This is a genomic window from Methylobacterium sp. A49B (assembly GCF_053346215.1).
The window spans coordinates 1-19,847 of sequence record NZ_JBKFBO010000075.1 but is presented as its reverse complement, the minus strand read 5'-3'; the positions used below and the strand labels follow the sequence as shown (position 1 = coordinate 19,847).

Sequence of the window (19,847 nt, the reverse complement as noted above, 5' to 3'; positions counted from 1 at the left end):
CCCGAAGCCCCATTTAAGGCGCTCCTTCCAAAAAGGTTCCGAAGCCAGACCGATGCTCAACGACACCCTTGCCGGGGGCAGCGCCCCGGCCGGCGATACCGGCACTCTCATCAAGGACACCACAACGGCGGGCTTCCGGCAGGACGTGATCGCCGAGTCGATGCAGCGCCCGGTGCTGGTCGACTTCTGGGCGCCCTGGTGCGGCCCCTGCAAGCAGCTGACCCCGGTCCTGGAGAAGGTCGTCAAGGAAGCGGCCGGCGCGGTCGTCCTGGTGAAGATGAACATCGACGAGCACCCGTCGATTGCGGGTCAGCTCGGCATCCAGTCGATTCCGGCCGTGATCGTCTTCCAGAAGGGCCAGCCGGTGGACGGCTTCATGGGCGCCGTCCCGGAGAGCCAGATCAAGGATCTGATCGCCCGGGTCGCCGGCCCCGTCCAGGATCCGGTCGAGGCAGCCATTGCCGAGGCCGCCGGCCTGATCGAGGAAGGCGACCTCGCGGGTGCCTCGGAGATCTACGCGGCGATCCTTGAGCAGCAGCCCGACAACGTCGCGGCTCTGGCTGGTCTCGCGAAGCTGCAGCTCGATGCGGGCGAGGTCGAGAACGCCAAGCGTGTTCTGGCCATGGTCCCCGAGGCGAAGGCTTCTGACCCGGCGCTCGCCGGCATCCGCGCCGCCCTCGAGCTCGCCGAACAGGCCGCCTCGCTCGGCGATCTCGCGGGGCTGCAGCGGGAGGTCGAGGCCAATCCGGACGCCCATCAGGCGCGGTTCGACCTCGCGCTGGGCCTAGCGGCCCGGGGCGAGCGCGGGCAGGCGGTCGACCACCTGATCGAGCTGCGCAAGCGCGACAAGGATTGGAACGAGGACGGCGCGCGCAAGCAACTCCTTCAGTTCTTCGAAGCCTGGGGCGTGATGGATCCGGACACGATCCGCGGGCGGCGCAAGCTCTCGGCGCTTCTGTTCTCGTGAGGCGCCGGCTCGCGCTCCGGCACAGGCCCATCAGGGAGGCGCCATGAGCACGCATGCGAGCTACAAGGGCCCGGCGGACTGCCCCGCCGTGATCCCCGTCTTCCCCCTGTCCGGCGCGTTGCTCCTGCCCCGTGGGCAGATGCCGCTGAACATCTTCGAGCCGCGCTACCTCGCGATGGTCGACGACGCGATGCGCACCGACCGGATCATCGGGATGATCCAGCCCGACCCGGAAGGATCGGGCGCGTCGACGCCGAAGCTGTACCGCGTCGGCTGCGCGGGCCGGATTACGCAGTATGCCGAGACGGGCGACGGCCGTTATCTGATCTCCCTCACGGGCATCAGCCGCTTCCGCGTCGAGAGCGAACTCGCCTCGGCGAGCGCGTATCGGCGCTGCCATGTCTCGTACGACAGCTTCGCGGTGGACTTCGCGCCGCGCGCGGGCGAGGAACACGTCGACCGCGACGGTGTCCTCAAGGCGCTGCGCGACTTCGTGGAGTCGAACGACCTCAAGGTGGACTGGGCCGGTATCGACGAGGCGCCCGACGAGGCGCTGGTCAACGCCCTGTGCATGATGAGCCCGTTCGGTGTGCGCGAGAAGCAGGCGATGCTGGAAGCGCCCGACCTGAAGACCCGGGCCGAGATCCTGATCGCGGTCACGCAGATGGAGCTGGTTCGCGGCTCCGGACCCGAATCGACGATGCAGTAGGTTTTTTCAAACGATGGCCAATGACCTCACCGCGCCCGTCGAGGCGACCCGCGTCGACCCGAAGCTCCTGGAGATCCTGGTCTGTCCACTGACCAAGGGCACCTTGGAATATGATTCCGCCCGCCAGGAACTGATTAGCCGGTCGGCCAAGCTCGCCTATCCCATCCGCGACGGGATCCCGATCATGCTGCCGGAGGAAGCCCGGCCGCTGACGGACTGAGGGCGATCGCGTCGCGCTCGATTGGCACCCCGTGGTTCATGTGACGCGCCTCTGACCGGACAGGCGGAGCGATAGCGGAACCCGTTCCGGGACGCGGCACCCGAAGCGCCGCGTGAGCGACACCGTTAGCTCTCTCCAGACGCTTCGTGCGTTGGTCTGCCGAATCCCGAGTCGCTTGCCGCTGGCGCCGCATGCGACTTGTAAAAGACGGTGCGATACCCGCCCGCGACGATCTCGGCAGATCGCCGCAGGAATCCCGACAAATTCCGACGTCAGGTGCACCTGGTATTTAATCTCAATGCTGTCCAGCGTCAGCTTGACTATTCCGTACGTCAGCGCGCTGGCCGAGGCCAATTCTTATCAATGCGGCCTGTGGCCATACTCTCGCCGTTTCTTTCGTTCAGCTTCGGGTCATCCTCCATCGATGATTCTGTCCAGGCACGCCGCTCTGTGCGGTGGCCACATCGCTGAAAGATAGCCCTACGATGACCAAGCTGACCGCCGCTGCGGCTGTCGCCGCCGGCCTGTTCGTCCCCGCATGCCTGCCCGCTCGCGCGGAATCCGGTCCGCATAGCGGGACATGGTCGGTGGAACTGGTGACCGAGAGTGGCGTGTGCAGCGCGCGGTACACCTATGCGCTGGCGATCCGCGAGGGGCAGGTGCGGCTGATCTCCGGCGCCGCGGGCGCGCGAGTCAGCGGGCATGTCGGCGCGGACGGCAGCGTCGGGCTCACCGTCAGCAACGGGACGGCGAGCGGCACCGGGACGGGGCGGCTCCAGGCCGGCAACGGCGCGGGCACTTGGAAAGTCAGCTCCCTGTGCTCCGGTCGCTGGACCGCGCGGCGCAGCGACAACCGCACCGCGCAGGCCGAGTGAGGCCGCTCAGGCAGCTGCGGCGAGCCAGCTGCGCGCCTCGTCCAGGCGGGCGCGCTCGAACACCTTGATCTGGGTCGGCGAGACGAAGTTGAACGTCTCGGCCAGGGCCTTCAGCCAGGGCGCGTCCGTCACCAAGGCGACGTGGCTGACGCTCTTCATCATCGAGAATCCGAAGCGCGGGTCCTTGAAGAAGGCCGCCGGCTCCATGCCTTCGAAGGCGCGGATGTCCTCAAGCAGCTTGATCTTGCCGCCCTTGTCGAGGTCCGCCTTCATGGCGGTCATCGCGGCGTTCATCTCCTCGTCGGTGATCTTCCCGTCGACCACGATCTCGGCGACATTCGAATCCGGCGTCTTGGTGTAAGTCAGCACTGATCGCTCCTCCGGGAACCGCCCGCGTTCCGCCGGTCTCCGACCGGGGAAGCGCCGCCCGAGGGGCGAGTGTCCTACAAAAAGCTCTGCGGGTCGACATCGATCGCAACCCGCACGTTGCCTCGCACCTTCGGCCCGCGGGCGATCCAGGCGCGCAGGTAGGCCTGCAGGTCGACGTTGCGCTCGGTCTTCACCAACAGCCGAAACCGGTAGCGGCCCCGCACCAGGGCGAGCGGCGCCTCGGCGGGACCCAGCACCATCACGCCCTCCGGCGGTTCGGCGGCGCGGGCCAGCGCCTGCCCATGCGCCTCCGCGACCTCCCGCTCGTTCGCCGAGACGATCAACGCCGCCAGCCGCCCGAACGGCGGCAGGCCGGCCGCCTCGCGGGCCTGGATCTCCTCTGCGTAGAACCGCTCGGCATCCCCCGACAGCAGAGCCGCGATCACCGGATGGTCCGGCTGGTAGGTCTGGACCAGCGCGCGGCCGGGCTTCTCGCCGCGGCCGGCGCGGCCGGTCACTTGCTGGAGCAGCTGAAAGGTCCGCTCCGCCGCCCGCGGATCCCCCGAGGTCAACCCGATATCGGCGTCGAGGACGCCGACCAGGGTCAGGCCGGGAAAGTTGTGCCCTTTGGCCACCAGCTGCGTGCCGATGACGAGGTCGCATTCCCCGGCCGCCACCGCGTCCAGCTCCTGCCGGAGGCGTTCGGCGCCGCCGGGGAAATCGCTCGACAGGACGACGATGCGCCGGTCGGGGAACAGGGCGGCAGCCTCCTCGGCGATCCGCTCGACGCCGGGACCGCAGGCGGTGAGATTGTCGAAGGTGCCGCACTCGGTGCAGGCCTCGGGCCGCCGCTCCGCGTAGCCGCACTGGTGGCAGATCAGCGCCCGGCGGAAACGGTGCTCGACGAGCCAGGTCGAGCAGTTCTTGCACTGGTAGCGGTGGCCGCAGGCCCGGCACAGGGTGAGCGGCGCGTAGCCCCGCCGGTTGAGGAAGAGCAGCGCCTGCTCGCCGCGCTCCAGGGTGTGCTTCACCGCGTTCACCAGCGGCGGGCTGAGGAAGCGCCCGCGCTCCGGCTGGTCGAGGCGCATGTCGATGGCGGCGATGTCGGGCAGGCGGCGGCCGCCGAAGCGCTCGGGCAGCAGGACGTGCCGGTAGCGGCCCCTCGCGGCATTCACGCGCGTCTCGATGGCGGGGGTCGCCGAGGTGAGCACCACCGGACAGCCTTCGAGGCGCCCGCGGACCACCGCCATGTCGCGGGCATGGTAGTGGACGCCGTCCTCCTGCTTGTAGGCGGTCTCGTGCTCCTCATCGACCACGATCAGGCCGAGGCGGGCGAAGGGCAGGAACAGGGCCGAGCGCGCACCCACCACCGCCAGCGCCTCGCCCGCGGCCACGGCCGCGCGGAGGCGTTCGCGCCGCTTGCCGCCGATCCCGGAATGCCACGCCGCCGGCCGCACGCCGAACCGGGCGGCGAAGCGGTCGAGGAACTGCGCCGTCAGGGCGATCTCGGGCATCAGGATCAGGGCCTGACGCCCGGCGCGGATGCAGTCGGCCACCGCCTCGAAGTAGACTTCGGTCTTGCCCGAACCGGTGACGCCCTCCAGCAGGACGGGCCGGTTGTCGGCCTGCTGGTCCTCGCCGAGCGGCCGCCGCCACGGGAAGCCCTCCACAAGGGCGGTGACGGCCTCGGCCTGGGCGGGCGAGAGCGGCGCCCGCGGGGCGTCGGGATCGGGGTAAGGGGCGACCGGCTCGGGCTCAACCGCCACAGCTTCCAGGGCACCGTCGTCGATCAGGCCGTCGACCACCGAGAGCGAGACGCCGGCCTCCTTCGCCAGGGCGCTCTTGCCGCGGAGCGCCTTGTCGGCGGCGACCGCCAGAACCTTGGTGCGGGCGGCGGTCGGCCGGGCGGGCGGCTTGTCGGTGATGCGCACGGCGACCCGGACGGTCTCGGCGGCCGCAGCCTCGTCCGGCAGGCGCAGCACCATGGCGAGCGCCGAGCCCTTCGGTGCCAGCGTGTAGCGGGCGATCCAGTTGACGAGGCTGCGCAGCGGATCGGAGAGCGGCGGATAGGGCAGGCGCCCGGTCACCGGGCGCAGGTTCGAGCCGCCGGCGGTCTCGGCCAGTCCCCAGACAACCCCAACGATCTCGCGAGGCCCGAGGGGAACCTGCACCACGTCGCCCGCGGCGAGATCGAAACCGGCGGGCACCACGTAGCTGTAGGGCGTGTCGAGGGCGAGCGGGATCAGAATCTCGGCGACGAAGGGCATGCAGGGTTTTTCGGGCGGCTCCGTTCCGGGTCCGTACCATAGGCCGGGGAAAAGAACCCGCCCGTTCAGGGCCGGCGCAGACTCGCGGCTAGCGGTAGGGCGGCGAGGCTGATCGCCGCCATGACCCAGAAGCCCGACGCACCGAGGGCGCCGTAGAGCGCCCCTGAGGCCAAGGTGGCGAGCACGCCCGACAAGCCGAGGCCCAGGGTGCCGTAGAGGGCGAGCGCGGTGGCGCGCAGGTCCGGCGGCGTAACCTCTTCGATCAGGCCTAGGCAGGCGAGGTGCAGGAGGGCGAAGCTCAACCCATGCAGTGCCTCCACGGCGGCGATCCAGGGAACGGCAGTGGTGGAACCCAGCACCGCCCAGCGCAGGGCACCGGCGCCGGCCGCCACCGCGATCCCGGCCGGAAGCCCGATCCGTTTCAGCAGGGGCGGGCCGACGAGGAGGAAGACCAGGACTTCGGCGGCGACCGATTTCGACCAGAGCAGGCCCGCGGTGCCGGGCCCGATTCCGGACTGGCGCCACAGGATCATCGCGAACCCGTCATGCATCGCGTGCGCGCCGATCACGAGGGCGGCCGCCACCACCGTCCGACGGAACCGCGGCAGCCTGATCAGGCCGGAGACGTCGCTCCACGGCGATCCCGCTTCGGGCGCGACGGACGGCTCGGATGGGACGGCCAGGGCCGCGGCCGCTGCGGCGAGAAACAGGACTCCGCTCGCCATCACCGGGGCGGACAATCCACCCACATCGATGAGGCCGCCCGCCGCCAAGGTCGCCGCGATGAAGGCAGCCGAGCCGGCGCCGCGGACCCAGCCGTACTGGAATTCGGCGCCGCCGCGCGCCGCCGCCAGGGCTAGCGCGTCGGAGAGGGGTGCGGGCGCCGCGGTCCCGATGGCGTATGCGAGACCCGGGCCGAGGAGCAGCACGAACCCCGCAGCCGGGAGATGGGCCAGCACGGCAAGCCCGGCGAGGCCGAGGCTTGCCGCCAGGACCGCACGCCCGGCCCGGTGACGGTCGGCGAACGACCCGGCCACGGGTCCGACCAAGAGGCGGAGGGCGCCGGCCGCGGCGAGCAGAATGCCGATCTCGCTCGGACCGAGGCCCCGCTCAGCGAGGAAGCCGGGCAGGATCGGCGAGAGGCTGCCATAGGCCCCATAGAGCGCAGCATAGAGGATGAGAAAGCGCGCGAGTCCGCCTCTGCGTCCGGCCCCGGTCAATGCCGCTCCCATCGAGGCGATCGCACAGGGACGGTCTTCGCCCGGCCATACCGGGCCCGGGCAGCGGAGTTCCGGAAGGCGGGGCACGAGAGGCCGGTGGGACGGTTCTGTGCCGCCGCAAAGATCAGCCCCAAATCCCACCTCCCGCCAAACCGAGTGGGAGGGACCGTAGCACCGCAGGGCGACGACGTGTCAGGGCTTCTGCGGTTGCCGATCAGGCTGCGCGGCGGACGGCGTAGCGGTAGCGGCGCCCGTGCGCGTCCAGCAATTCGCTGTCCGACCCCTCCTGCCAGACGACCTCGTCGTCGGGCCGGGCGGCGTCGGTCAGCGTCGCCCCGCGGACGATATCGAGGCTCAGGCCGAAGCCGTAACTGGTGGCCGTCGCGTCCGTGATCGCGGCCGTGATGTCGGCCTCGTCGGGCAGGCAGGCGAAGAGGACGCCGTCGGCGATCGCGAGGGTGTAGGTTTGCACGTTTGAACTCCCGGAGCCTCGAAGAGCGTGGACCGGCTTGAGAACGGCGGAACCTAGTCATCGCGCCCGTGATGTGAAGCGCGCGACACGGGATGCTGCGTTGCAACATTTCGTGAGGCGCCCCGCGGGCCGGCCCGTCGGCGGTGAGCGACCGAGCTGGCCGCAGGCTCAGCGGCGGAGGGACGGAAGGCTCGCCGGTTCCTCGGGCTCGACCACAACCGTCGCGGGGACGGCGCCATCGCCGACCAGGGCCTCCGCAATGGCGTCGGGCGAGATCGCGGGATCCCCCGCGCCGGCCTTGTCATTTGGCGGCTCGGCGGTGATGCGGGCGGTTTCCCGGCGGGGTCCAGTCTCCGCGTCCGCCGCGTGCTCGTCGGCCACGCCGGCCACGGCTTCCGGCGCGATCAGGCCGATCGCGGCCGCGTGCTCGGCCATGGCGACGCTGTCGGCGGCGAGCACGAGGCTGGAGCCTGCCCGCGCGACCGCGCCCGCAAGGCGGACGATCTCCTCGATCCGGGCGGCGTCGCGGGACACGTTGCGGATGTAGACTGCCAGCACCCGCCCGGGATTTTCCTCGACGATCTGCGCGTAGACCTCCGGATCGTGCTGGCCGCTGTCACCGATCAGCACGAAGGGCAGGTCGCCGTAGAGGGCGAGCATGTGCCGGATCAGCGCCTGCTTGTGATCGGTGGCTCGCCGCGGCAGGGGGTGGGTCCAGGACAGACCCCATTCCCTGAGGAACAGCACCGGCCCGGCCGGGATGCCGTGGCGCTGGAAGAACTCGGAGAGCATCTCGTAGAGGCCCCAAGGCGCCCGGGAGACGTAGAGCATCGGGTTGCCCGCGTCGCCACCGGCCCCCGCATGCAGCGCCCGATAGAGCGCCGCCACGCCCGGGAAGGCGACCCGGCTCTCGGCATCCTCCACGAACAGCCGCCAGAGCATCTTGAGCTTGTTGGCGACGCCGGTCCGCATCACCGTGTCGTCGATGTCGCTGACCACCACGCAGCGGCAGCTTTCGGGCGGGATGAATACCGCGCCCTCGGCGGGGATCGGCGGCTCGGCCTCCAGCAGGAGATCGACCGGTTGCCAATCTCCTTCGGCGGGGAGGGCTGCACGCGGGTGCAGATGCACGCGGAAATAGCCGTCTTGGTCGGTCTCGACGCGGGTGGCGGCGTCGCCGAACCGGGCGGTCACGGTCACGCCCGCTACCTTGCGCCGGGCGATTCGGCGGCGCAGGTCGCGCCATTGCGCCCGGAGGGACTCGGGATCCTCGCCCGGGATGCCGGGCGATTGGTGGAAGACCCGGCCGATGAGAAACACCTCGTCGCGGGAGCCGTAGCCGCGATAGGGCTCCACGACGAGCCCGCCGCGGCCCTTGCCTCCGTAGCCCTGCGCACGGCGGACCGGGCGGGTGAGGACCCGCAGCGCCTTCGTGGCGCCCTTGCGCACGCGCGAGGCCATGGCACCGCCCGCCGTTCAGAGGGTCAGGCCTGCGGCAGTTCGGGGCTGAGCCCGAGGGCGTCGAGACCCTCCTCCAGGAGATCGCCGGCGATCGGGGAGCCCAGCAGGGTCGGCACCACACCCTCGCCGGCGGCCTCGCGCTCGCGGGCAAAGCGCACCGCCTCACCCCACTCCTCCGGCTCCATGTCCCCGCGGCCGACGTAGAACAGGGCCAGCAGCTCCGCGCGGGAATCGTCGTCGAGCCCGGCGATCATGCCGCGGACCTCCGACTCGGTGGCGTCGTCGGTGCCGGAGATCAGTACGTCGGTCGCGCCGTCGTCGATCGGGTTGGAGCCCGAATCCGGATCGGTGTTGCCCTCCTTCACCTCGATCGCGCGCAGCCGCATGACGATGTCGGTGACGGTTTCGACGGCGATATCCATGCGCTGATCTCCGGACGCTGACAGGGGCGGACCCGCGGGGCCCTCAAGCCGCGACAACGGACGAGCGGGCGCCGGGTTCGCCCCATCCTCAAGAACGCGCGCCGTGGACTGCCTGCGTGATCCGCGCCCCTTTCCGGCCTGTCGACCCTGCGTTACAGGCTGCGAGACTTCCCCGACACCCGGATCAACGCTGGCGATAGACGTGGTTTCTCTGAAGACTGCCAGGACATCGCCCGCCGATACCGTCGTTGCCCGGACCCGAGACTGCCAGTCCGGGCGCGCTGCCTGGGCGCGGTCCGGCGCCGTCGGGCTCAGCGCCCTTCTCGCCACAGCGTTGGTGTGGCCAGGGCTGGTGGAGGCCCGGCCGGCCGGCTTCGAGGGCAGTGCGCCGAGCTGTTTCGTCACCGGTGGCGGAGATCTTGAGATCTGCCGCGAGGGATCCGAGGCCGAGGGCGTGCTGATCTCGCCCGCGTCCTGCGCCTTCGTGCGCGGTGTTCAGATCCTGCGGCTTCCCCGCTCCGAGGCCCCCGGTCCCCTGCAGGCGGTGTTTCAGGGACAGACTCCAATCGCGGCCCGACGCGGCGAGGAAGCCTGCCCGGAGCGGCGCGCGACGGACAGCCGGGACGGAGGCGCCCTTCGCACCGGTCGCACCTTCGAGGCCCTGGCCACGACGCTCCCGCCGTCGGCGGACCGATTCTGGGTTGAACTGCCGGAGGAGCGGGCGCGCAGGCGGGGCTGGTCCGAGCCGACGCCGTCCGCCGAGGGGATCGGTCCCCGCGACCCGATCGCGGTGGCGGGCCGCGACTGGGCGGGGGAGGCCTACAGCTACGTCTTCCTCCTCGGCCAGGAGCGCGTCGGCGTGACCGGCGCGGAGGAGCCGGAGACTGAGGGCCGCCGCCGACGCGGGCGCCGACGGACCGAGCGGGACGGCCCGATCGAAGGGGTCGCCGACGTCCGGCGCCGCGTCCAGATCGAGGCGCGCACCCTCGACTTCCGGAGCTTCGAGATCCGGACGCGTACCGCCGATGGATACGGGCTCGCCTGGACGCCGTTCGATGCAGGCGCCGGTCGGGGACGCAGCGAGCCGCCGACGCCCGCCGCGGTGATCGATGAGGCCGGCAAGCCGGTGGCTTCCGCCTGCACGGCGCCGGCCTTCGAGACGCACGGGCTGGCCGGCTCCATCAGCATCGTCGATCGCACGTATCACTACGTCTACACCGACGTGATCCCCGAGGATTGCGGCCTCCCCCCAGAGAAGCGCCGCACCGCGCTCTATCTGCGGACCGCCCAGGATCTCGCCGGCCCGAAGGTCTGGTCGGTCGCCAGGAAGCTCGCCGGGCCGCTGCCGCCCGGCAGCCTCGTCCGGGTGGCGCGGGCCAAGGGCATGCAGCGCTGGGCGGTCTCCTACACCTGCCAGAGGCCGGCCAACGCGCCGGGCGGGCCGGTGGCGGATATCTGCCTGCAATACACGGCCGACATGAGCCTCGACGGGATCGGCGCGCTGAAGCTCTATGCCGATCCCGTGGAGGCGGGGCGCTCGCCGGCCTATCTCGGCCTGCGCTCCGGCGGCGACGGCAGCGGCCGCTACGACCGGAGCGCCCATTTCTGGATGACGGACGCGCAGGGCAACCTGGACACGCCCGCCATCTATCCGGGCAAGGCCGGTTTCCTGACTTGGCTCGACCGGCTCGCCCCGACCGCCTCCGGACGCGACGCGTCGAGCCTCTACGGCCGGCCGGTCTACTGGGCGACGTGGACGGTGCGCCGGATCGGCGCGCAATAAGCTGCGGGACCCGCTATATGGGCGGCCGACCCGCCGCTCGAGGGCCCCTGACGGAACCGATGGACACCCATATCGACCTGTGGTTCGCCGCGAGCATCGTGGTGATCTCGCTGCTGCTCTCGGCCTTCTTCGCGGGGGCCGAGACCGCCTTCACGGCGGCCTCGCGGGCGCGGATGCACGCCCTGGAGCAGGCGGGCGATCCCCGGGCCGCGATCGTGAACCGCATTCTGGCGATCCGCGAGCGCTTCATCGGCGCCATGCTGATCGGCTACAACATCGTGGCGATCGGCGCCTCGGCTTTCACCACCAGCGTGCTCACGGCGCTCTTCGGCAAGAGCGGCGTGATCTACGCCACCGTCGGCATGTCGGTGCTGGTCATCGTCTTCGCCGAGGTGCTGCCGAAGACGCTGGCCATCTCCAAGCCGGACCAGGCCGCGCTCCTCACCGCCCGGCCGGTGGCCTTCGCGGTGGCGCTCATGGGGCCGCTGGCCCTCGCCATCGAGCACGTCGTCCGGCTGATGCTGAAGCCTTTCGGCATCACCATCGGCGAGCACCAGTCGATCCTCACCGCAGCCGACGAGCTGCGCGGGCAGGTGGCGCTGCTGCATCGAGAGGGCGGCGTCGCCAAGGCCGAGCGCGACATGCTGGGCGGCCTCCTCGACCTGTCGGAGCTGACCGTCTCCGACGTGATGGTCCACCGCACCAAGATGCGGGCGATCGACGCCGACCAGCCCTCCGAGGACATCGTGCGCGCGGTGCTGTCCTCGCCCTACACCCGGATGCCCCTGTGGCGCGGGACGCCGGAAAACATCGTCGGCGTGCTCCACGCCAAGGACCTGCTGCGGGCCCTCGACGCCGCGGGAGGCGACGCGTCCGGCCTCAAGGTCGAGGCTCTGGCGCTGGAGACGTGGTTCGTGCCCGGCACGACGTCGCTGCGGGCCCAGCTCAAGGCCTTCCTGACCAAGAAGACCCACTTCGCCCTCGTGGTCGACGAGTACGGCGAGGTGATGGGCCTCGTCACCCTGGAAGACATCCTGGAGGAGATCGTCGGCGACATCGCCGACGAGCACGACGTCACGGTCTCCGGCGTGCGGCCGCAGGGCGACGGCTCGGTCAACGTCGACGGCGGCGTGCCGATCCGCGACCTGAACCGGGCGATGGACTGGAACCTGCCCGACGAGGAGGCGACCACCATCGCGGGCCTCGTCATCCACGAGGCCCGCACCATTCCCGACCAGGGGACGGCCTTCAACTTCTACGGGTTCCGCTTCCAGGTGCTGCGGAAGGCCAAGAACCGGATCACGACGCTCCGAATCACGCCGCTGACACCGACCGGTGTCCAGGCAAATGCGCAGCCGGAGGCGCAACGCGGGGCGGTTTGAACCGTCGCCGCGTCCGATCTGCGGACGCGGTCCCGTCCGAGGGAACGGGCGGGCGCCACGTCAGCGGCACTGGTTGATCCAGATGGACGCTTCGCCACCTCCCGTGCCGGGTCCCGGAACACCGTCCACTTCCGTTCCGGGCGTCCGGGAGAGGGGTCGCGTTCAGGTACCCGGAACGGCGCAGGACCCGGACGTCACTCCGGCATCGCCTCCAGCCCCTCGGCGCGGATCCAGTCTCGTGTCCGGTCCAGCGCCCGGCCGAGCCGGTCGAACAGGTCGTCGATCTCGTCCGGCGTGATGATCAGCGGCGGGCAGACCGCCACCCGGTCGCCGGCCAGCGCCCGGACGATCAGGCCCTCTCCTTGCGCGAAGGCGACGCAACGCGCCGCCACACCGGCCTTTGGATCGTATTGCCGCTTGCTGGCCTTGTCGGCGACGATCTCGAGGCCGCCGATCAGCCCGATGCCGCCAGCCTCGCCCACGATGGCGTGGTCGGCGAGCGCCGAGAGCCGGCGCTGGAAATGGGGCGCCTTCTCGGCCGCGCCCTCGATGATGCGGTCACGCCGGTAGATCTCGATCGCCTTCAGCGCCACTGCGGCGGCCACCGGGTGCCCGGAATAGGTGGTGCCGTGGCCGAAGGTGCCGATCTTCTCGCTCTGGCCGACAAGCGCGTCGTACATCGGCGCGTCGATGCTGACGCCGCCGAGCGGCATGTAGGCGGAGGTGAGGGCCTTGGCGAAGGAGATGGAGTCCGGCCGGACGCCCAGGGCCTCGCTGCCGAACCACGTGCCGAGCCGGCCGAAGCCGCAGATCACCTCGTCGGCGATCAGGCGTACGTCGTACTTCGCCAGCACCGCCTGGATCGCCGCGAAGTAGCCGCGCGGCGGCACGATCGCTCCGCCCGCCCCCATGACGGGCTCGGCGATGAAGGCCGCCACCGTTTCAGGCCCCTCGCGCAGGATCGTCTCCTCCAGCTCGGCGGCGAGGCGGGCGGAATACGCCTCCTCGCTCTCACCGGCCTCGGCCCCCCGGTAGTGGTGTGCGGGGGAGACGTGCAGGAACCCTGGCAGCGGCAGGTCCCAATCGGCGTGGTTCGCCGCGAGCCCGGTCATCGAGGCGCTCGCCACCGTGACGCCATGGTAGCCTTTCTGGCGGGCGATGATCTTCTTCTTACGCGGGCGGCCGAGGGCATTGTTGTAATACCAAGTCAACTTGACCTGGGTGTCGTTCGCCTCAGACCCTGACGACGTGAAGAAGATCTTCGAAGTCGGGACCGGCATCAGCTCCTTGAGCGTCTCGGCCAGCTCGATCCCCGGATCGTGGCTGCGGCCGGAGAACAGGTGGGTGAACGGCAGGCGCGCCATCTGTGCCTGCGCGGCCTCGACCAGCTCCGCGTTCGAGTAGCCCAGGGCCGTGCACCAGAGCCCCGACATGCCCTCGATGTAGGACCGCCCCTCCGTGTCGTAGACGTGGACGCCGGCACCGCGCTCCAGCACCAGCGGGCCGACCTGCCGGTGCGTCGACAGGTTGGTGTAGGGGTGGAGCAGGGTTTCGACGTCACGGGTCGCGAGATTTGAGAGCATCGGTCGCAAGGTCCTCAAGCCGCTTGGATCCGCCGCCACACTACCGACCTGATGCACCGGCAGGTAGCCCGGCGGATCCGCGTCCGGCCACAGCCGGATGCATGCCGCACGCGCCATACGCCCCATGCTCAGCCCCGAAGCCTTCGTCGCCCACCCCGCTCCCGGCCGCGCCTGCGGCGCCTGCACGCTGTGCTGCAAGGTCTACGACGTGCCGGCGGTGGAGAGCGTCGCTGGCCAATGGTGTCGCCACACGCGGGCCGGGCAGGGCTGCGCCATCCACGCCACCCGCCCCGACCATTGCCGGGCGTTCCACTGCCTCTGGATGACGGAGGGCTGGCTCGGGCCGGAATGGAAGCCCGACCGCGCCAAGATGGTGCTCAGCCTCGATCCCGTGACCCGCAACATGAATGTGCAGGTCGATCCCGGCCAAGCGAACGCGTGGCGGCGCGAACCCTACTACGGGCAGCTGAAGCGCTGGGCCGCGGCCTCGGCCCCGCTGCGGCGGCACGTGCTGGTCCACGTGAACAAGACCACCACGATGGTCCTGCCCGACCGCGACGTCAGCCTCGGCGTGGTCTCCCCCGGCGAGCGCATCGTCACCCGCGACCGCATGACCCCGCAGGGCCCGAGCTTCGACGTGGAGAAAGTTCCCGCCTGACGCGGGCGCCCGGGCAATCGTCCGGGGCACGCGGCCTGCCGGCTTGCGGACCTGCTTCAGCGTTCCGCCGCGATGCTTCTCCGCATCACCGGCGATTCGACCACCAGGAAGGTCATCTGGAACAGGATCAGGCCGGTCTGGTCGGTGACCTCGATGCGCCAATCCTCGCCGAGGGCGATCCGGTGTGCGTCGTGCTTCAGGATGTCGCCGGCGAGACGGATGGCCTCCAGCCGGGCTGACTGCCAGTCCGGCAACTCGGTCCCGTCCGGGTCGAGTTCGGAGTGGCCGTCGTGCACATGGAAGTAGAAGCGCGGCATGCACGCACCCCGGTCAGGTCCAGGCGGGGGGTACGGCCAACCCTCACTCGCGGCCGTGCCGAGGGTCGTCGCCGCGATTGACGGGTGCATAGGCCAAGCGTGTGGCCCCAGCTATAAACCACATTAAAATCCAAGGGCGAACGGGCTGCGGCATGTGCTGCGGCCTGTCACGCCTCGCGGCGGGCGGCACCCCTGGGAATGACGCATCGGATCTTGCAGCCGCGGCCGCTTTGGCCGAGTGGTCGAGCATGACAAGCGTCCACGATTTCACCGTCGCCGCCGCCGATGGAAGCTCCTACCCTCTGGCACAGCACCGCGGCCGCGTGCTGCTCATGGTCAACACGGCCTCGCGGTGCGGCTTCACCCCGCAATACGAGGGGTTGGAAGCCCTCTGGCGTCGCCACCGGGATGCCGGCCTGACAGTCCTGGGGTTCCCGTGCAATCAGTTCGGCGCCCAGGAACCGGGTGACGCCGCGGAGATCGAGCGCTTCTGCGCGCTGCGCTACGACGTGACCTTCCCGGTGCTCGGCAAGATTGCCGTGAACGGACCCGGGGCCGACCCCCTCTACGACTATCTCACCCGGGCCCGACCCGGGCTGCTCGGCCTGCGGGCGGTGAAGTGGAACTTCACGAAATTCCTGGTGGACCGCGACGGTCGGGTCATCGCGCGCTTCGCCCCGGCGACCAAGCCCGCGGCGCTGGAGGCGAAGATCGGAGCCGCCCTGTCCGCGGGATAAGCGCCTGCCGGATGCGCGGCAGGGCTCCTCAGGCGTCCAGATCTGCCGCCGCGAGCGCACGCGCGCCTGAGCCTCTACCGGCACGGCCGCGCGCCCGCAGCACCGTCCGCAGAGAGACCACCGGGACGGGGCGCACGGCATCGCGCAGTATACCGACGAGGAATCGAGCCTCCGCGATCTTGCGCAAGGCTGACATCGAGGCAGCGCCGGCCTTCGCGCGATCTTCGAGATCCAATAACGCCTCGAATAGCGCCTGACGCTTGTCTTGAACGTCGGAAGACTGGTTCTGCGCGATCAGCGCGGCCAGCTCATCCTCGAAACCGCAGCGGTCGAACTGATTGGTGCTCATGCTCGATCCGAACACAGGACAGAGCGTCCTTAAGTCAGTCTTCGTGCAGAGTCAGCCGGCGCGGCGCCTGTTTTTCCCGCAGCGCGGCGATGTTGCGCGATTGCATCTGCAGACGGGGCCTGCGCGAGGCGGCGGCTCAGCCGGGCACCCGCACGAACGCAGCGGCGGCGTCGAACTCCGCGCGGCGGGCCGCGAGGCGCGCCTCGGCCTCGGCGTCCCGGCCCCAGACCTCGGCTTGGTAGGTTTCGTCGACATGCGCCGCCGCCCAGGCCTCCGCGGGGGTCAAGCGGCCTCGCAGGACCGCCAGCGCGATCAGCAGCGAGCCGCTGAGCGTCGTCAGGGTGTGCAGACCTGCCAGGGCGAACGGATCCGTCACCGCCGCCACGGCTTCGGAGAGGGCTCGCACCGTGTCGGGCGGCTGCTCCACATGCATCACGCCCTGGCTCAGGATCACCCGCGCGCCGAGTTCGTCCCGGGCCCAGGCGAGGACCGGGTCCCACGCGGCGGCCTGCGCCGCCACGAGCCGCTCCGGGTCGCCGGCCCGGTAGGCCACCAGATCCGTGCCGGCGTAGGCGCACAGGTCGGCCACGACCGCCGCGTGCCGGGGCGCCACGCCGTCAATCGCCGTGTTGGCGAGGCGGGTCAGCGGCATGCGGGCCGGGTCGATCGCCGCGTCCTGTGCCGTCCACTCGGCCGCGACCGCCTGAGCCAGGACCCGGTTCGGAAGCCGCAGCGGATTGCGGGCCGGCGTGTTGGCCGGGCGCCCGTCCAGGGTCAGGCGGAAGCCGTCGGGATCCTCGGCGAATCCCGCCTCCGTGTAGAACCGGCGGGGGAGGGCGGGCTTGGCATGGCCGCGGGCTGCCCGCACCGGATCGGGCTGCTCGCCGTCGCCCGGTCGCCCGAGCCAGTCAGTCGTCTCATCGCTCATGACCGCGAGATAGGCGTTCTCCGGCCGCCGCGCGAGCCTCCCGTGTCACCGCACCACTTCGGTCCCGCCGAGAAGCCGCTCCTCGAGCGCAGCGGCGCTGGGAACCACCGTCACGGCACCGGCCCCGTAGAGCGCCTCGGGCGGGTGGTAGCCCCAGGCCACCCCCACCGAGGTAGCGCCGGCCGCGACGCCCATGGCGATGTCGAAGGTCGTATCGCCGACCATCACGGTCGCCCCCGGCTCGCTGCCGGCCTCGTCCATGGCCTGACGCAGCATGGTGGGATCCGGCTTGGACGGCGCGTCGTCGGCGCTCTGCGTGGTGGCGAACCAGTCCGTCCAGCCGTAATGCGCGATCAGCCGGTCGACACCCCGCCGCGACTTGCCGGTGGCTAGGCCGATGAGCACGTCCTCCCGGGCATGCAGCGTGGCGAGAAGCTCGGCCATGCCGGGGAAGAGGGGCTCCTCGTGCGCCGGATCGAGCCGCAGGCGGTTGTAGGCCTGCTTGTAGCTCTCGGAGAGTTCCGCGATCGGGCCGTCCTCGCCGACGAGGCGACGGAAGGCCTGCGGCAGGGAGAGGCCGACCACCGACAGCGCCTCCCGCCGCTCCGGAGGCCGCAGGCCGTTCTCCTTGAAGGCGACCCCCTGTGCCGCCACGATGAGATGCTGGCTGTCGACAAGGGTGCCGTCGACGTCGAAGACGACGAGCCTCATCGCGGGCGGTGCGCCAACCCGCATCCCCGCCGTGCGGCCACGCGGGTGTCGGGGCGCCTCACGGCTTCCGGCCCGGCTGCGTCGGCTGGCCGACGGCGGCCGGCTGGCCGGCTTGGCTGCGGGTCCGCTCGTAGCCGAGCCGGCAGCGGATCAGGAAGCGCCGCCGCTTGCCCCCGCGCAGGCCGCGCTGATGGGAGGCCCGGTTGCAAGCCGCGTAGGACCGCCGCCGGCGCTCGGCGCGGCCGCTCGCGGCGGCCCTGGGCGCAGCCTGGGTCGACGCCGTCGCTTCGCCGGGTGTGCCGGCCGGCTGCGACGACCCGGCTTCGTCGGGTGCCGCCGGATGCGCGGGCGCGGCCGGTTTCGGCGCGTCACCCGGCGCGGCATGCGCGGACGGCCCGATGAGGCACAGGGCGGCGAGGCAGGCCAGCATCGCGAGCTTCATGCGTCAGGATCTCGAACCGTCCGGAATCGCCCTTCGGGGTGGGAAGGGTGCAGGGCAGCATATGAGGCGCCGCAACCGGTTGCCAAGGCGTGTAGGACGCCAGACCCTTGGATCCGGGGAAACACCTCGTTAAGACACCGCGCCGCGACGGTCGGCGCTGACGTGAATTTGACGGAGTTCGGTTCTGGGCATGAACCTCGTGCTGCTTCCCGGTTTCATGACCGGCCCGGAACTATGGACCGACATGGCCCCGCGGCTCGCACCGGTCGGTCCCATCACGCACGGCGATCTCACGCAGGACGCCACGATCCACGATATGGCGCTCCGCGTTTTGGCAGACGCCCCGGACCGGTTCGCCCTCGTGGGCTTCTCGATGGGCGGCTACGTGGCCCGGGCCGTCACAGTCCACGCGCCGGAGCGCGTGCAGGCCCTCGTCCTGATCGCGACCTCGGCGCGGGCCGACACCCGCGCGCAGGCGGCGCGGAAGGCGATCGCCGTCACCCATGTCCGCGAGCAGGGATTCGGCGGCCTCAGCCGGGGCGCGATCGTCCAGTCGGTGCATCCGGACCGGGCCGGCGACGCGGCTCTCCTCGCGCGCATCCGGCACATGGGCGACGAACTCGGCGGTGAGGTCTTCCTGCGTCAGGCCGGAGAGGCACGCACCGGCGACCTCGACCGACTCGGCGCGATCCGGTGCCCGACCCTGGTGGTTGCCGCGGCGCAGGACGCCCTGCGCAGCGTCGACGAGGCGCGGGAGATCCGGGATCGCATCTCGGGCGCGACCCTGACGGTGATCGACGGGTCGGGCCACATGCTGCCGCTTGAAGCCCCCGACGCCCTCGCGGACGCGATCGTGCCCTGGCTCCTGGCTCAGGCTTCGGGCGCCTCGACAATCGGGTCGTAGCGGGCGGCGTCGAAGCCCAGAAGGTTCCAGCTCTGGGCCATGTGGGGCGGGAGCGGCGCGCTCACGTCGACCGGCTTGCCGGTGCGCGGATGCGGGATGACGATCCGCCGGGCGAGGAGGTGGAGGCGGTTCTGGATGCCGCCCGGCAGCTCCCAGTTCTCGACAGAGAAGTATTTCGGGTCGCCCACGATCGGGTGGCCGATATGGGCCGCGTGGGCGCGCAGCTGGTGCGTGCGGCCGGTGACCGGCTTGAATGACAGCCAGGACAGCTTCTGGGCGGCCTGATCGACCATGGCGTAGTAGGTCAGCGCGTGGCTCGCGCCCTCGTCGCCGTGCTTGGCGACCCGCATCCGCGCGTCCGCGTCGGTCGGCTCCTCCTTGGCGAGGTAGGTCGAGACGCGCCCCTGCCGGACCCGCGGCACGCCCGCGGTGAGCGCCCAGTAGATCTTCCGCGCCGCCCGCGACCGGAAGCTCTTGGCCAGCGTCGCGGCGGCGAGCCGGGTCTTGGCGATGATCAGGCACCCGGCCGTGTCCTTGTCCAGCCGGTGGACGAGGCGCGGCTTCTGGCCGTCCGGACCCGTGAGGGCGGCGAGCAGGCCGTCCACGTGCCGGACCGTCCCCGAACCGCCCTGGACCGCGAGGCCGAAGGGCTTGTTGAGGATCATCATGTCGGCGTCCTCGTAGAGGATCAGCGACCGGATGAAGGCGGCGTCGTCCTGCTCCCGGGCGGCGCTGCGCGGCCGCTCGGTGGGCTGGTCGAGGCGCAGCGGCGGCACGCGCACGCTCATGCCCGGCTCCAGCCGGTCGTTCGGCTTGGCGCGCTTGCCGTCGACCCGCAATTCGCCCTTGCGGACGATGGTCTGCACGCGGGTGAAGGGCAGGAGCGGGAAGCGGGCGGTGAGGAAGCGGTCGATCCGCATCCCGGCCTCGTCCGGCTCGACGGTCAGGGTCTGCACGCCGGAGGCGAGGGTCGCGGAGGCGGCGGCGCGCTGCTCGCGCCGGGTCGGACCGGGCGCGGGGGCAGAGGCGAGGGCCGGGGAGGGGGCCGCCGAGCGCTTGGCCGGCGGCCGG

Annotated in this window: 22 protein-coding genes; 9 read left to right on the top strand and 13 right to left on the bottom strand. The window is 71.0% G+C overall.

Annotation, left to right across the window (positions count from 1 at the left end):
* Positions 1 to 52 precede the first annotated feature (52 nt).
* From trxA to ACLBX9_RS09275, 4 genes are all read left to right on the top strand, one after another.
* Entirely contained in the window at positions 53 to 967 is a 915-nt protein-coding gene (gene trxA / locus ACLBX9_RS09290) for a thioredoxin (RefSeq protein ID WP_010687223.1), read from the top strand.
* A 43-nt stretch (positions 968 to 1,010) separates the two neighbouring features.
* Positions 1,011 to 1,676 carry an LON peptidase substrate-binding domain-containing protein gene (locus tag ACLBX9_RS09285; RefSeq protein WP_010687222.1) on the top strand — a complete coding sequence of 222 codons (666 nt, stop codon included), beginning with the start codon at positions 1,011 to 1,013 and terminating at the stop codon, positions 1,674 to 1,676.
* Between the two features lie 13 nt (positions 1,677 to 1,689).
* Positions 1,690 to 1,896 carry a Trm112 family protein gene (locus ACLBX9_RS09280; RefSeq protein WP_010687221.1) on the top strand — a complete coding sequence of 69 codons (207 nt, stop codon included), beginning with the start codon at positions 1,690 to 1,692 and terminating at the stop codon, positions 1,894 to 1,896.
* A 485-nt stretch (positions 1,897 to 2,381) separates the two neighbouring features.
* Positions 2,382 to 2,771, top strand: a complete 390-nt coding sequence (locus ACLBX9_RS09275) for a hypothetical protein (protein ID WP_010687220.1) — start codon at positions 2,382 to 2,384, stop codon at positions 2,769 to 2,771.
* 6 nt (positions 2,772 to 2,777) lie between these two features.
* Here the strand turns inward: ACLBX9_RS09275 and ACLBX9_RS09270 are convergent, their stop codons facing one another.
* From ACLBX9_RS09270 to ACLBX9_RS09245, 6 genes are all read right to left on the bottom strand, one after another.
* Positions 2,778 to 3,140 carry a SpoIIAA family protein gene (locus ACLBX9_RS09270; protein ID WP_010687219.1) on the bottom strand — a complete coding sequence of 121 codons (363 nt, stop codon included), beginning with the start codon at positions 3,138 to 3,140 and terminating at the stop codon, positions 2,778 to 2,780.
* A 74-nt stretch (positions 3,141 to 3,214) separates the two neighbouring features.
* Positions 3,215 to 5,407, bottom strand: coding sequence for a primosomal protein N' (locus tag ACLBX9_RS09265; protein WP_447718713.1), 2,193 nt, complete (start codon positions 5,405 to 5,407; stop codon positions 3,215 to 3,217).
* Between the two features lie 65 nt (positions 5,408 to 5,472).
* Positions 5,473 to 6,639, bottom strand: coding sequence for an MFS transporter (locus ACLBX9_RS09260; protein WP_447718712.1), 1,167 nt, complete (start codon positions 6,637 to 6,639; stop codon positions 5,473 to 5,475).
* Between the two features lie 202 nt (positions 6,640 to 6,841).
* Positions 6,842 to 7,099 (bottom strand): hypothetical protein, encoded by a 258-nt coding sequence (locus ACLBX9_RS09255; RefSeq protein WP_447718711.1) that lies wholly within the window; start codon positions 7,097 to 7,099, stop codon positions 6,842 to 6,844.
* A 168-nt stretch (positions 7,100 to 7,267) separates the two neighbouring features.
* The gene (locus ACLBX9_RS09250; RefSeq protein WP_447718710.1) at positions 7,268 to 8,560 is read right to left on the bottom strand and encodes an App1 family protein; all 1,293 of its coding nucleotides are present in this window, start codon (positions 8,558 to 8,560) and stop codon (positions 7,268 to 7,270) included.
* Between the two features lie 23 nt (positions 8,561 to 8,583).
* Positions 8,584 to 8,982 carry a DUF3775 domain-containing protein gene (locus ACLBX9_RS09245; RefSeq protein WP_010687214.1) on the bottom strand — a complete coding sequence of 133 codons (399 nt, stop codon included), beginning with the start codon at positions 8,980 to 8,982 and terminating at the stop codon, positions 8,584 to 8,586.
* 337 nt (positions 8,983 to 9,319) lie between these two features.
* On the opposite strand from ACLBX9_RS09245, the gene ACLBX9_RS09240 reads away from it, so the two are divergent.
* Positions 9,320 to 10,765: a hypothetical protein gene (locus ACLBX9_RS09240; protein ID WP_447718751.1), complete on the top strand. Its 1,446-nt coding sequence runs from the start codon at positions 9,320 to 9,322 to the stop codon at positions 10,763 to 10,765.
* Between the two features lie 59 nt (positions 10,766 to 10,824).
* Positions 10,825 to 12,147 (top strand): HlyC/CorC family transporter, encoded by a 1,323-nt coding sequence (locus tag ACLBX9_RS09235; RefSeq protein ID WP_447718709.1) that lies wholly within the window; start codon positions 10,825 to 10,827, stop codon positions 12,145 to 12,147.
* A 194-nt stretch (positions 12,148 to 12,341) separates the two neighbouring features.
* Here ACLBX9_RS09235 and ACLBX9_RS09230 read toward each other — a convergent pair whose 3' ends face one another.
* Positions 12,342 to 13,730 (bottom strand): aminotransferase, encoded by a 1,389-nt coding sequence (locus tag ACLBX9_RS09230; RefSeq protein WP_447718708.1) that lies wholly within the window; start codon positions 13,728 to 13,730, stop codon positions 12,342 to 12,344.
* Positions 13,731 to 13,854: 124 nt separating this feature from the next.
* On the opposite strand from ACLBX9_RS09230, the gene ACLBX9_RS09225 reads away from it, so the two are divergent.
* Positions 13,855 to 14,388 carry a hypothetical protein gene (locus ACLBX9_RS09225; protein ID WP_010687210.1) on the top strand — a complete coding sequence of 178 codons (534 nt, stop codon included), beginning with the start codon at positions 13,855 to 13,857 and terminating at the stop codon, positions 14,386 to 14,388.
* 56 nt (positions 14,389 to 14,444) lie between these two features.
* On the opposite strand, the gene ACLBX9_RS09220 is transcribed toward ACLBX9_RS09225, so the two are convergent.
* A complete protein-coding gene (locus tag ACLBX9_RS09220) occupies positions 14,445 to 14,705 on the bottom strand; it encodes a DUF6894 family protein (protein WP_010687209.1) in 261 nt (86 codons plus the stop codon).
* A 248-nt stretch (positions 14,706 to 14,953) separates the two neighbouring features.
* On the opposite strand from ACLBX9_RS09220, the gene ACLBX9_RS09215 reads away from it, so the two are divergent.
* Entirely contained in the window at positions 14,954 to 15,442 is a 489-nt protein-coding gene (locus ACLBX9_RS09215) for a glutathione peroxidase (protein ID WP_447718707.1), read from the top strand.
* A gap of 28 nt (positions 15,443 to 15,470) precedes the next feature.
* Here the strand turns inward: ACLBX9_RS09215 and ACLBX9_RS09210 are convergent, their stop codons facing one another.
* From ACLBX9_RS09210 to ACLBX9_RS09195, 4 genes are all read right to left on the bottom strand, one after another.
* The gene (locus ACLBX9_RS09210; protein ID WP_447718706.1) at positions 15,471 to 15,791 is read right to left on the bottom strand and encodes a hypothetical protein; all 321 of its coding nucleotides are present in this window, start codon (positions 15,789 to 15,791) and stop codon (positions 15,471 to 15,473) included.
* A 136-nt stretch (positions 15,792 to 15,927) separates the two neighbouring features.
* Positions 15,928 to 16,719: an ATP12 family chaperone protein gene (locus ACLBX9_RS09205; RefSeq protein WP_447718705.1), complete on the bottom strand. Its 792-nt coding sequence runs from the start codon at positions 16,717 to 16,719 to the stop codon at positions 15,928 to 15,930.
* A 45-nt stretch (positions 16,720 to 16,764) separates the two neighbouring features.
* Positions 16,765 to 17,430: an HAD-IA family hydrolase gene (locus tag ACLBX9_RS09200; RefSeq protein ID WP_447718704.1), complete on the bottom strand. Its 666-nt coding sequence runs from the start codon at positions 17,428 to 17,430 to the stop codon at positions 16,765 to 16,767.
* 58 nt (positions 17,431 to 17,488) lie between these two features.
* Positions 17,489 to 17,872, bottom strand: a complete 384-nt coding sequence (locus ACLBX9_RS09195) for a hypothetical protein (protein WP_447718703.1) — start codon at positions 17,870 to 17,872, stop codon at positions 17,489 to 17,491.
* 190 nt (positions 17,873 to 18,062) lie between these two features.
* On the opposite strand from ACLBX9_RS09195, the gene ACLBX9_RS09190 reads away from it, so the two are divergent.
* The gene (locus ACLBX9_RS09190) at positions 18,063 to 18,776 is read left to right on the top strand and encodes an alpha/beta fold hydrolase (protein WP_447718702.1); all 714 of its coding nucleotides are present in this window, start codon (positions 18,063 to 18,065) and stop codon (positions 18,774 to 18,776) included.
* Here the strand turns inward: ACLBX9_RS09190 and ACLBX9_RS09185 are convergent.
* Positions 18,743 to 19,847, bottom strand: a 1,105-nt coding sequence (locus ACLBX9_RS09185; RefSeq protein ID WP_447718701.1) for an RluA family pseudouridine synthase, incomplete at its 5' end; no start/stop codon positions are given. The genes ACLBX9_RS09190 and ACLBX9_RS09185 overlap by 34 nt on opposite strands.

What these genes read in the sequence shown, in the direction of transcription:
- trxA (WP_010687223.1), top strand. Translation starts at nt 53, where the DNA reads ATGCTCAACGACACCCTTGCCGGGGGCAGCGCCCCGGCCGGCGATACC.
- ACLBX9_RS09285 (WP_010687222.1), top strand. Translation starts at nt 1,011, where the DNA reads ATGAGCACGCATGCGAGCTACAAGGGCCCGGCGGACTGCCCCGCCGTG.
- ACLBX9_RS09280 (WP_010687221.1), top strand. Translation starts at nt 1,690, where the DNA reads ATGGCCAATGACCTCACCGCGCCCGTCGAGGCGACCCGCGTCGACCCG.
- ACLBX9_RS09275 (WP_010687220.1), top strand. Translation starts at nt 2,382, where the DNA reads ATGACCAAGCTGACCGCCGCTGCGGCTGTCGCCGCCGGCCTGTTCGTC.
- ACLBX9_RS09265 (WP_447718713.1), bottom strand. Translation starts at nt 5,407, where the DNA reads ATGCCCTTCGTCGCCGAGATTCTGATCCCGCTCGCCCTCGACACGCCC.
- ACLBX9_RS09260 (WP_447718712.1), bottom strand. Translation starts at nt 6,639, where the DNA reads ATGGGAGCGGCATTGACCGGGGCCGGACGCAGAGGCGGACTCGCGCGC.
- ACLBX9_RS09250 (WP_447718710.1), bottom strand. Translation starts at nt 8,560, where the DNA reads ATGGCCTCGCGCGTGCGCAAGGGCGCCACGAAGGCGCTGCGGGTCCTC.
- ACLBX9_RS09245 (WP_010687214.1), bottom strand. Translation starts at nt 8,982, where the DNA reads ATGGATATCGCCGTCGAAACCGTCACCGACATCGTCATGCGGCTGCGC.
- ACLBX9_RS09235 (WP_447718709.1), top strand. Translation starts at nt 10,825, where the DNA reads ATGGACACCCATATCGACCTGTGGTTCGCCGCGAGCATCGTGGTGATC.
- ACLBX9_RS09230 (WP_447718708.1), bottom strand. Translation starts at nt 13,730, where the DNA reads ATGCTCTCAAATCTCGCGACCCGTGACGTCGAAACCCTGCTCCACCCC.
- ACLBX9_RS09225 (WP_010687210.1), top strand. Translation starts at nt 13,855, where the DNA reads ATGCTCAGCCCCGAAGCCTTCGTCGCCCACCCCGCTCCCGGCCGCGCC.
- ACLBX9_RS09220 (WP_010687209.1), bottom strand. Translation starts at nt 14,705, where the DNA reads ATGCCGCGCTTCTACTTCCATGTGCACGACGGCCACTCCGAACTCGAC.
- ACLBX9_RS09215 (WP_447718707.1), top strand. Translation starts at nt 14,954, where the DNA reads ATGACAAGCGTCCACGATTTCACCGTCGCCGCCGCCGATGGAAGCTCC.
- ACLBX9_RS09210 (WP_447718706.1), bottom strand. Translation starts at nt 15,791, where the DNA reads ATGAGCACCAATCAGTTCGACCGCTGCGGTTTCGAGGATGAGCTGGCC.
- ACLBX9_RS09205 (WP_447718705.1), bottom strand. Translation starts at nt 16,719, where the DNA reads ATGAGCGATGAGACGACTGACTGGCTCGGGCGACCGGGCGACGGCGAG.
- ACLBX9_RS09200 (WP_447718704.1), bottom strand. Translation starts at nt 17,430, where the DNA reads ATGAGGCTCGTCGTCTTCGACGTCGACGGCACCCTTGTCGACAGCCAG.
- ACLBX9_RS09195 (WP_447718703.1), bottom strand. Translation starts at nt 17,872, where the DNA reads ATGAAGCTCGCGATGCTGGCCTGCCTCGCCGCCCTGTGCCTCATCGGG.
- ACLBX9_RS09190 (WP_447718702.1), top strand. Translation starts at nt 18,063, where the DNA reads ATGAACCTCGTGCTGCTTCCCGGTTTCATGACCGGCCCGGAACTATGG.